At 75.2% G+C, this 9,875-nt stretch carries 12 protein-coding genes; 6 read left to right on the top strand and 6 right to left on the bottom strand.

Annotated elements, in window-relative coordinates:
- Window positions 1–91: 91 nt before the first annotated feature.
- Window positions 92–835, bottom strand: a complete 744-nt coding sequence (locus ABT093_RS34490) for an alpha/beta fold hydrolase (RefSeq protein ID WP_350571071.1) — start codon at window positions 833–835, stop codon at window positions 92–94.
- Window positions 836–1,051: 216 nt separating this feature from the next.
- On the opposite strand from ABT093_RS34490, the gene ABT093_RS34485 reads away from it, so the two are divergent.
- Window positions 1,052–2,008: a helix-turn-helix transcriptional regulator gene (locus ABT093_RS34485; RefSeq protein ID WP_350571070.1), complete on the top strand. Its 957-nt coding sequence runs from the start codon at window positions 1,052–1,054 to the stop codon at window positions 2,006–2,008.
- Window positions 2,009–2,103: 95 nt separating this feature from the next.
- On the opposite strand, the gene trxA is transcribed toward ABT093_RS34485, so the two are convergent.
- Complete coding sequence (gene trxA, locus ABT093_RS34480) at window positions 2,104–2,493, bottom strand: thioredoxin (RefSeq protein WP_350571069.1); 390 nt, start codon at window positions 2,491–2,493, stop codon at window positions 2,104–2,106.
- A 180-nt stretch (window positions 2,494–2,673) separates the two neighbouring features.
- Here trxA and ABT093_RS34475 point away from each other — a divergent pair, with 180 nt between their 5' ends.
- The 3 genes from ABT093_RS34475 to ABT093_RS34465 are packed head-to-tail and all read left to right on the top strand — an operon-like array spanning window position 2,674 to window position 4,588.
- Window positions 2,674–3,264, top strand: a complete 591-nt coding sequence (locus ABT093_RS34475; RefSeq protein ID WP_350571068.1) for a hypothetical protein — start codon at window positions 2,674–2,676, stop codon at window positions 3,262–3,264.
- 59 nt (window positions 3,265–3,323) lie between these two features.
- Window positions 3,324–3,884 (top strand): sigma-70 family RNA polymerase sigma factor, encoded by a 561-nt coding sequence (locus ABT093_RS34470; protein WP_350571075.1) that lies wholly within the window; start codon window positions 3,324–3,326, stop codon window positions 3,882–3,884.
- On the top strand, window positions 3,881–4,588 hold the full coding sequence (locus tag ABT093_RS34465; protein ID WP_350571066.1) for an anti-sigma factor: 708 nt from the start codon (window positions 3,881–3,883) through the stop codon (window positions 4,586–4,588). Before ABT093_RS34470 ends, ABT093_RS34465 begins: the two co-directional genes overlap by 4 nt.
- A 422-nt stretch (window positions 4,589–5,010) precedes the next feature.
- On the opposite strand, the gene ABT093_RS34460 is transcribed toward ABT093_RS34465, so the two are convergent.
- Both ABT093_RS34460 and ABT093_RS34455 read right to left on the bottom strand, forming a co-directional pair.
- Window positions 5,011–5,541, bottom strand: a complete 531-nt coding sequence (locus ABT093_RS34460) for a DUF1990 domain-containing protein (RefSeq protein ID WP_350571064.1) — start codon at window positions 5,539–5,541, stop codon at window positions 5,011–5,013.
- Entirely contained in the window at window positions 5,538–6,395 is an 858-nt protein-coding gene (locus ABT093_RS34455; RefSeq protein WP_350571063.1) for a YndJ family protein, read from the bottom strand. The genes ABT093_RS34460 and ABT093_RS34455 overlap by 4 nt, the downstream gene beginning before the upstream one ends.
- Before the next feature lie 184 nt (window positions 6,396–6,579).
- Between ABT093_RS34455 and ABT093_RS34450 the strand changes: the two genes are divergently transcribed.
- Together ABT093_RS34450 and ABT093_RS34445 are read left to right on the top strand one after the other, a co-directional pair.
- A complete protein-coding gene (locus ABT093_RS34450) occupies window positions 6,580–6,849 on the top strand; it encodes a DUF1876 domain-containing protein (protein WP_350571061.1) in 270 nt (89 codons plus the stop codon).
- Complete coding sequence (locus ABT093_RS34445) at window positions 6,846–7,043, top strand: hypothetical protein (protein ID WP_350571060.1); 198 nt, start codon at window positions 6,846–6,848, stop codon at window positions 7,041–7,043. Before ABT093_RS34450 ends, ABT093_RS34445 begins: the two co-directional genes overlap by 4 nt.
- Window positions 7,044–7,104: 61 nt before the next feature.
- Here the strand turns inward: ABT093_RS34445 and ABT093_RS34440 are convergent, their stop codons facing one another.
- Both ABT093_RS34440 and ABT093_RS34435 read right to left on the bottom strand, forming a co-directional pair.
- The gene (locus ABT093_RS34440) at window positions 7,105–7,545 is read right to left on the bottom strand and encodes a PPOX class F420-dependent oxidoreductase (protein WP_350571058.1); all 441 of its coding nucleotides are present in this window, start codon (window positions 7,543–7,545) and stop codon (window positions 7,105–7,107) included.
- 710 nt (window positions 7,546–8,255) lie between these two features.
- Window positions 8,256–9,785 carry an MFS transporter gene (locus tag ABT093_RS34435; protein WP_350571057.1) on the bottom strand — a complete coding sequence of 510 codons (1,530 nt, stop codon included), beginning with the start codon at window positions 9,783–9,785 and terminating at the stop codon, window positions 8,256–8,258.
- Window positions 9,786–9,875 lie beyond the last annotated feature (90 nt).

The raw sequence follows: 9,875 nt of genomic DNA, 5'->3' as shown, positions 1-9,875 counted from the left end.
CGTCACGTCAAAACGCGCCACGCCCCCGAGTTCTACCAGACACACCAGCCCGCCATCAGGGCCAGGCCAAGATCCGAACCTTGAACAGCTCCTAGTCGACCTGCGCCAACTCTGCCAGCACCGCCGCCGTTTCGGCCGGCCGGGAGAACATCGGCCAGTGCCCCGTCGGCACCTCGCGCAGCTCCCACTCCGGCCCGCCGAGCGCGGCGAAGAACGGATGCCCGGCGGCGATCATCTCCCGGACCTGCGCCAGCGGGATCGAGCACGAGACCAGGCCCTTCGGCAGCTTCGCCGCCGCGCCGGTCAGCCGCACCGGCTCCAGGAGCGTGCGGCCCGGCTGGTCGGTCGCCCGCGCGCGGAACCGGGCCAGCCCGTCCTCGTCGATCCCCGCGACGCTGGCGCCGCCCGAGGCGAGCAGCTCCCAGGAGGGCAGCGGCAGCCGCCAGCCGTCGACCATCGAGGCCTCCAGCGCGGCGCGGTACGCGGGGTCCCAGAGATCGGCGAGCGCGACGCCGTCGGCGAGCGGCCCGGAGTCGACCCAGACCACCCGCCGGATCCGCTCCGGCACCCGGTCGGCCGCGCCGCTCACGGCGATGGTGCCGCCGCTGTGGGCGACCAGCACCACGTCCCGGAGGTCCTCGCGGACCAGCAGGCCGGTCAGATCGTCGACGTGCGCCTGGGACCCGGTGTCGGAGGTGGCCTCGCCGGCGCGTTCGGCGAGCCCGGGCAGGGTCACCGCGTGCACGGTGTGGCCCGCGGCCCGCAGCGGCTCGGCCACCGCGTCCCAGGCCCAGCCACCGAGCCAGAAACCGGGGACGAGTACGAAGGTGCTCATGGGGGACGGTCCTCTCCTGGAATTGCGTGTTCTGAGGTGCTGGGCCGCGCGGCCGCCGCCGGGCACCGGGAACGTCACCCGGCTGCCCGTCGTCGACTCCGACCCTAGAATCACATCCGGACAGAACTCGACCGGATTAATCGGCGTCTTGCCCGACGGAGCGACGACCGGCGGCCGTCCGGCCCAACCGCAGCCCACCCGAGGAGCACAGGCCCCGTGGAACACCCGGTCAGCCGCACCCTCGCCCTCCTCGAACTCCTCCAGGCCCGCCCCGGCCTCACCGGCGCCGAACTGGCCGCGCGCCTGGAGGTCGACGTCCGCACCGTGCGCCGGTACACGGCCCGGCTCGCCGAACTCGGCATCCCCGTCCGGGCCGAGCGGGGCCGGTACGGCGGCTACCGGCTGATGCCCGGATTCCGGCTGCCGCCGCTGATGTTCACCGGCGACGAGGCCGCCTCGGTGGTGCTCGGTCTGCTGGCGGGCCGGCGCTCCGGGATGTCGGTGGGGGAACAGGCCGGGGAGTCGGCGCTCGCCAAGATCCAGCGGGTGCTTCCGCCGCAGCTGCGCGAGCAGGTCGCCGCCGTCGAGCAGACCCTCGGAGTGACCGCTCCACCCGCCGCCGGCCCCAGCCCGGCCGCCACCGCGCTCTTCGCACTGGCCGAGGCGGCCCGCCGCCGGCGTCGCGTCCGGCTCGACTACCGGGACCGCGCGGGCGCGGCCAGCGCGCGCGAGTTCGACCCGTACGGGCTTGTCTTCCACTCCGGCCGCTGGTACACCACCGGCCTCGACCACCGCAGCGGCGAGCAGCGGACCTTCCGGCTGGACCGGATCCGCTCCGTCGAACCGGGCGAGGCCGCCTTCGAACCACCCGCCGGCGTCGACCCGGTGCAGCGGGTGCTGGAGTCGCTCGCCTCGGTGCCGTGGACGCACGAGGTCGAGGTGGTCCTCACCACCACGCTCGCCGAGGCCCGCCGCCGCATCCCGCCCACCGCGGGCACGCTCACCGGGACGGAGGACGGGCGCGTCCTGTTCCGCGCGCGGGCCGAACGGCTCGACGGCATGGCCGTCCTGCTGGCCGGCCTCGGCTGGCCCTTCGCCGTCCGCCGTCCCGCCGCCCTCCGGGACGAACTGCGCGCCCTCGCCGCCCGCCTCACCGCCTGGAGCGAGGACTGAGGCACGGGGCGCCCCCGGACGCACGGCGGCGGGCCCCGGGGTGAGTGCACCACCGGGGCCCGCCGTGACGATCGGGCCGTGCGAACGGCCCGGTATCAGGCCTTCGGGCCGCCGTCCTGCTCCGCCGCCACCTTCCGCTTCACCTCGGCCATGTCCAGCTCGCGGGCCTGGCCGATCAGGTCCTCGAACACCGGCTCGGGCAGCGCGCCCGCCTGCGAGAAGACGAGCACTCCCTCACGGATGATCGCCAGCGTCGGGATCGACTGGATCCCGAAGGCCGACGCCAGCTCCTGCTGCGCCTCGGTGTCCACCTTCGCGAAGACCAGGTCCGGGTGGCGCTCCGCCGCCTTCTCGAAGACCGGCGCGAACTGGCGGCACGGGCCGCACCACTCCGCCCAGAAGTCGATGAAGACGAAATCCTTGCCGTCCGCGCCGGGGACGATCTCGTCGAAGTTCTCCTTGGTCAGCTCGACCGTGCTGCTCATGTCGCGATTCCTGCCCTTCCGGTGGTGGCGGTCAAGGCCATGTGCCCCCGACAACGGCTGCTGTCCGCGCGCTATTCCGCGGACCCTACCGTGCCGTCCGTTGAGCGGACGGCGGTCCCCGTCCGTACCGGAGGGTGTCCGGCACCGACGTGCACCCGCACCGACCGGGGAGCAGCCACCATGCGCACCACCCGCCGCACCGACGGTTCGACCGACGATCACACCGGCGGCCGGCGTCCCGCCCGCCGCCCCGGACGCTTCGCCGTGCTCGCCGCGTCCGGGCTGGCCGCGGCCGCCCTGGTGGCGGGCTGCGGCACCTCCGGCGGCGGCTCGCCCGCCACCCCGTCGCCCCCGGCCTCCGGCGCCCCGGCCTCGCCGGGCATGCCCGCCGCCGGCCTGCGGACCACCACCGACGCCCGCCTCGGCACCATCGTCACCGACGGCGCCGGCTACACCCTGTACCGCTTCGACCATGACAGCGCCGACCCGCCCACCGCCACCTGCGACGGCGGCTGCGCGGCCCTGTGGCCGCCCGTCCCGGCCGACGGCACGACGGTCTCCGTCAGCGGTGTCGACGCCACGCTGGTCGGCACCGTCACCCGCGCGGACGGCAGCAAGCAGCTCACCCTCGCCGGCTGGCCGCTCTACCGCTACGCGCCCGACCACAAGCCCGGCGACACCAAGGGCCAGGGCGTCCAGGGCATCTGGTTCGCGGTGACCCCCAGCGGTGACCGGGCCGCCGCCGGCTCCGGTGGCTCGGGCGGCTACTGACCACCGCCGTCCGCCCGGTGGCGACCCTCGACCCGGAGGCACGCGTGCGCGAGGATGTGATGGTGACCGAGGAGCCTCCCGGTGGCGGCCGCCCGGCCGTCCGGGGCGCGCCGGCACCCGACGAGGAGCTGATGCGCGCGCTCTACCGCGAGCACGCCGGGCCGCTGCTCGGCTTCGTCCTCCACCTCGTCGCCGGCGACCGCCAGCGCGCCGAGGACGTCGTGCAGGAGACGCTGCTGCGCGCCTGGCGCAACCTCCACCGGCTGGACCCGGCGGCCGGGTCGCTGCGGCCCTGGCTGGCCACCGTCGCCCGCCGGATCGTCATCGACGAGCACCGCGCCGAACTCGCCCGCCCGCGCGAAGTGGACGCCGGCCCTCTGGAGTCGTTGCCCGCCGAGGACGAACTCGACCGCGCGCTGCGGATGATGACGGTCGCTGACGCGCTCGGCGACCTCTCGGCCGCGCACCGCGAGGTCATCGTCGAGACTTACTTCAAGGGCCGCACCGCCGGCGAGGCCGCCGCCGAACTCGGCATCCCCGCCGGCACCGTGCGCTCCCGGGCGTACTACGCGCTGCGCGCGCTCAGGCTCGCGCTGGAGGAACGGGGAGTGACATCGTGACACCGTCCGAACCCGATCCCGCGCGGGCCGCGCACCTCGACGTCGGTGCCTACGTCCTCGGCGTCCTGGACCCGGCCGAACGCGCCGCCTTCGACGCCCACCTGGCCACCGGCTGCCCGCGCTGCGCCGCGGAACTCGCCGAACTCCGCCCCGTCGGGGCGCTGCTCGGCGAGTACGCGGCCGCCGCCGGTCCGGCCGACCCCGTCCCGCGACCGGACCCGGCCCTGCTCGACCGGCTGGTGGCGCAGGTCCGGGCGAGCCGCCGGCGCGGCCGGGTCCGGCGGCTGGTGCTGGTCGCCGCGGCGGCGGCGCTGACGATCGCCGGCCCGGCGGTGACCGCCGCCGTGATCACCGCCGACTCCACCCCCGGCGTGGTCGCCACCGCGAGCGCCCACCGGTTCACCGCGACCGACACCGCCACCGGCGCGCACGCCGTGGTCGGCATGGACCCCGCCCCCTGGGGCAGCCGGGTCACCCTCGAACTCTCCGGTGTACCGGGGCCGCTGACCTGCGACCTCGTCGCGGTCTCCGCCACCGGCGGCCGGCAGACCGTGACCACCTGGAACGTCCCCGCCACCGGCTACGCCCCCGCCACCCCCCTCCACACCACCGGCGGCACCGCCTTCCCCCCCACCACCATCTCCCACTTCGAGATCCGCACCCTCGACACCAACACCCTCGTCCTTACCATCCCCACCACCTGACCCCCACCCCCCCAACCGCCCGCCCGCCTCCGCACCTCGGCCCCACCCACCGACCGCCCTCACCCTGCGGCCACTTGAGGCCCGCCGAACCCCCTGCCCGCCCACACCCAGCCACCACACCGCCCGCCCTCCCCACACCGCCTGGCCACCCGCCGCCCCGCATCGGCTCGCACTCACGCCCTCCGCCCGCACCGGCCGCCGCCGCTGGGCGCTTCGGCGCTTCTTGTCGACGCGGGAAGCGGATGCGTGTGCGCTTGTCCCTGCGGTCCGGCCGTGGTCGGCGGAGTGGGAAGTCGATCTCGCCGACTTTCCACTCTCCGCGGCGGGCTGCTGGTGGTGCCCTGGGCGGGCATTCGTCTACGTGGCCCTCGGCCTGGCCGTGGTCGATGGAGGGAAGTCGGCCCCGCCGACCTTCCACTCCGCTAGCGCGTAGCGGCGGCGGCTATGCGGGCGAGGGCGTGGGCGCAGCGGCGGGCGAAGAGGTGTTGGGCGAGGGGGAGGAGGGGGCCGGCGAGGTGGGCGTACCAGCGTTGGGGGCGGCTGAACGCGTTGACGGTGAACCAGACCGCGCCGTCCGCCGCCAGCTCCACCGTGAAGGTCTCCTCGCCCACCGCGAGGTGGCCCCGGCGGGTGCCGTAGGTGAAGCCGTGGCGGTCGGGTCCGCCGCTGTCGACGGTGCTCCGCACCACCCGGCACGGGGCGCCGGCCCGCAGCGGGCCCAGGCCGATGGCGCAGTGGACGGGGACGCCGGCCGCGGCGCGGTCGGCCCCGGCGGTGATCCGGACGCCGGCCGCCCGGTGCATCCGCCAGTCGAGGACGGCGGCTCCGGCGGCGTCCAGGGCGGCGCGGCCGTGACCGACCACGGCACGGTGACGGAGGTGGCGGTAGCCGGCCGGCAGCGGGGCGTCGAGGTCGCTGCTCGCTCCGACCTCCGGGTAGTTGAGGTCGTTCACGGGGTGTACTCCCGGGTGGCCGGGGCGAGGCGGCGCCAGGCGAGGAGCGAGCACAGCGCGAAGCCGAGCGCGTTGCCGACGCCGTGGGTGGCGGCCATCCAGCCGAGGGTGGGGTGGGGGAGCCCGGAGGCCTCGCCGAGTGCCCACCACAGGGCGAGCAGCATGGTGACGGCGAGGACGGCCGCCGAGACCCCGAGCAGCACCGGCGTACTCCGCCCGCCCCCGCCCCCGCCGCGGACCCGCAGCTCGCGCCAGGTGAGCAGGCCGACCAGCCACATCCCGGCCGTCAGCACGGCGGCTCCCGCGAGTTCCGCCCGGTCGCCGACGAAGTAGGCGCCCAGGACCAGCAGGGTCCCGGCCGGCACGCTGAGCGCGGCCCACCGGGCGGCCGGACGGTCGGGGACGGCGCGGCACACCAGCCCGGCGACCAGGGCGGCGGTGAACCCGGCGTAGTGGAAGTGGGGGACGGTCAGGGCGAGGATGTCGAGGTCGAATCCGAGCAGCCGGTACCCGGAGCGCTCCGCGACCAGGGCGAGTCCGGCCACCGACGGCGCCGCCAGCGCGGTGAGCACGGCGACCTCGGGTGGCGCGAGGGAGCGGGTGCGGGCGAGCCGGAGCGGGGCGTGCGCGGCGAGGGCGAGTGTGCCGAGGGCGTAGAGCGCGGCACTGCCGATGGCGAGCGGGCCGCCGCGCGGCAGCCACAGCGAGAGCGCGCCGGGGACGGCGGCGAGCGGCCAGAGGCGGCGCAGCCGGGCGAGGGCGGGCTCGTCGATCAGCGCGAGGCCGAGCGGGATCACCGCGCCCATGCCGAGCAGGACCAGCAGGTCGACCAGTTCGGCGGTGCCTCGTCCCACGGCGGCCCCCACCTTCCTTGAACACGTTCAAACCACCCTTGCGCGCCGACTCTACGCGCAGGATTGAACGCGTTCAAGTTCCCCCTGGGTCTCGCCCCGGACCCTCTGCCCTGGTGTTCACCGGGGGTACGGCGCACCCTGGAGGAGTAACCGGACGAGGAGCGACCGCCGGAGGTGATCCGCCATGCAGACTCTTGTCGGTTGGCACATCGAGATGGAATTCCGGGAAGAGGGGCCGCGGACGGCCGCCGCCGCCCTGGTGCGGCTCGCGGACGGGACGGAGATGCGGGCGCACGGCTACGCGAGCCGTCACCCCTCCGACCCCGAGCAGCTGAGGGTGGGCGAGGAGATCGCGGCCGCGCGGGCGCTGAACGACCTCGCCTCGCAACTGCTGACCAAGGCCCACAACGAGATCCAGGCGGTCAGCCCGGTCCCGACCCACCCGCTGTCGTGACGCCGTCGGACGGCGCCGCCGACCGGGCCGCCCACCGCTCGCGCATCCCGTTGATCTGTCCGCGCTGCGGCCGGGAGCAGCGGGTGGTGCCGGGCGGTCCGGGCCGGGCGGTCAAGGTGGTGCACGCCGACACGGGCCGGGAGGCCTGCGAGCCGGGGGACCTGGCCCACGCACCGGACGACGGCACGGCCTGAGCCCGGCCCCACCCCTCCCCACCACCCCGTCCCGCCCCGGCGGCCCCCGCCTCGTCCCGCCTCAGTTCGGGCAGTACGTGGCCGGCACCTGCCACTCCGGCCCGATCAGCCGCTGCTCCAGCTCGTTGAGCGTGATCCGGATGCCGACGGTCCCGGCCAGCCCGAGCCGCATCCGGCTGCGGGCCAGGGCCAGGAACGCCGCCAGCCCGTACTTGTTGATCAGCGACGTGCGGTAGCGGGCGGTGGCGTCCTCGTCGCAGACGGCGGCGCGGGCCGGGAGCTGACGCCCGGTCGGGCGCCCGTGCGCGTCGCACGGGCCCACCAGGACCTTGGGGTGGCGGCGGATCCGTTCGGCCTCGCCGGAGTGGGCGGGTGTCCAGATGCCGAGCGCGGTGCCGTCGGCGACCACCCAGATCTGTGAGCGGACCTGACGGCCGTCCTTGCCGAAGGTGGTGAGCAGGAGGTATCTGCTGTCGGCCAACTGGTCGGTACGGTCGTGCACGGTGTCCTCCCTCTCCGTTGCGGCGGGTGGTCGCGGGCGGCGCGGCCTCCGTGGCCGCGCCCGTCGCCGGTGCCGTGGTGCTCGGTGGCCTGGTGCTGGGTGCCGTGGTGCTCGGTGCCGTGGTGCTCGGCGGCGCGGTGCCGTCCGGCGGCGTGCCGCCCGACGGGCGGGTGGCGCGCGCTGGCCCGGTGGAACTCCCCGGCGGTGGGCCTGGGGATCCGGGCGCCCTCGCCGTAGAGCCCACGGGACAGCCTCGCACGGGTGCGGTCAAGCACCCCGGCCGGGTGGGCCACTCCATTGTCGTCCACGGGGGCGGGCGGTTCGAGGGCGCGCGGCTGCTCGTGCGCGGTGAGCCGGTGCGGTTCGGCGGGTGCGAGCGGGGCGTGCACCTCCACGAACCCGCCGTGCGGCGGGCGCATGACGGTGCCGGTCTCGCGGCCGTGCCGCACCTTCTCCAGCTCCCGCCGCTGGAGGCCCGGGCACCGGCGCCCGGTGACGACGAAGACGGCCGCCGGGACGACGAGGAATCCCACCCGGACGGCGTAGGCGATGGTGTTCGGCCACAGGTGCAGGCGGGTGGCGATGAGGGTGCGGCCCCACGGGCCGACCTCCACCCGGGGAATCCAGCAGCCCGGAAACGGCGAACGGCCCGTCCGGTGTCGGGAAGACACCGGACGGGCCGCGGCGCACCGTCGCGAACCCCGCGGGGGTCAGTGCACGAGCACCGGCACCTCGTTGCCCTCCACCGCGTCGGCGTCCGCGCCCTTGCCGCCGCCGGAGCCCGGGTGGCCGGCGTTGATCAGGGTGAACGCGATCACGGACGCCAGCACCAGGATGCCGAAGGACCACCAGATCGCGGTCGAGAAGCCGTGCACCATGCCCCCGAACTGCACCGCCTTCGCGGCGGCCGGGGTGGTGGCCTCGGCCGCGTGGGCCACCAGCCAGGTGGTGGTGGCGCTGGCCGCGATGGTGTTCAGCAGCGCGGTGCCGATGGCGCCGCCGACCTGCTGCGAGGTGTTGACCATGGCCGACGCCACGCCCGCGTCGCGCGGCTGGACGCCGTGCGTGGCCAGGCTCATGGCCGGCATGAACGCGGTGCCCATGCCGAGGCCCATCAGGACCAGACCGGGCAGGATCAGCGCCGGGTAGGAGGAGTCCAGGTCGATCTGGGTCAGGATGAGCATGCCGACCGAGGCGAGCAGGAAGCCGGGCGCCATCAGGTACCGCGCCGGGAGGCGGGTCATCAGGCGGGCGCCGATCTGGGTCGAGCCGGTGATCATGCCCGCCACCATGGGCAGGAAGGCCACGCCGGTCAGGACCGGGCTGTAGTCGAGCACGATCTGCAGGTAGTAGGTCAGGAACAGGAAGAGACCGAACATGCCGATCACGGCCAGGCCCAGCGACAGGTAGACCCCGCCGCGGTTGCGGTCCAGCACGACGCGCAGCGGCAGCAGCGGCGCCTTGACCTTCTGCTCGACCACGACGAACGCGGCCAGCAGCACGGCGGCGGCGATGAACAGGCCGATCGTCATGCCCGAGCTCCAGCCGTCCGACTCGGCCCGGGTGAAGGCGTAGACGAGGGCGACCAGACCGGTGGTGACCAGCAGCACGCCGGGTACGTCCAGGCGGTCGCGGTTGCGGCCCACGGCCGGCTCGCGGATCACCATCACCGCGCCCACGGCGGCGATCACGGCGAACGGGATGTTGACGAAGAAGGTCCAGCGCCAGTTCATGTACTCGGTCAGCAGACCGCCGAGGATCAGGCCGATCGCGCCGCCACCGCCGGCGATCGCGCCGTAGATGCCGAACGCCTTGGCGCGCTCCTTGGCCTCGGTGAACATCACGGCCAGCAGCGAGAGCGCGGCCGGGGCGAGCAGGGCGCCGAAGACGCCCTGGAGGGCACGGGCGCCGAGCAGCATCGCGGTGTTGGCGGCGGCGCCGCCCAGCGCGGAGGCGATCGCGAAGCCGGTGAGGCCGACCACGAAGGCCCGCTTGCGCCCCCACAGGTCGGCCACCCGGCCGCCGAAGAGCAGCAGACCGCCGAAGGCCAGCGCGTAGGCGGTGATCACCCACTGGCGGTTGCCGTCGGTGATGCCGAGGTCCTTCTGGGCGGACGGCAGCGCGATGTTCACGATGGTGGCGTCGAGGACGACCATCAGCTGCGCGAGGCCGATGAATATCAGGGCCTTCCAGCGCCTCGGATCGGGCTGGGTGGCGGGCAGGGCGTCGGTTCGTGGCATGGAGGTACTCACTTCGGGGAGCGGGGTGTGCGAAAGGGACGCGGGCAGGAGGCGGCGGCGGGCGCGCACGGGCGGCCGCACCGCGTCCCC

The sequence above is a fragment of the Kitasatospora sp. NPDC002551 genome, from assembly GCF_040296005.1.
Taxonomy (GTDB): Bacteria; Actinomycetota; Actinomycetes; order Streptomycetales; family Streptomycetaceae; genus Kitasatospora.
The sequence above is the reverse complement of the archived record's forward strand: the minus strand, read 5'-3'. Positions and strand labels throughout refer to the sequence as shown.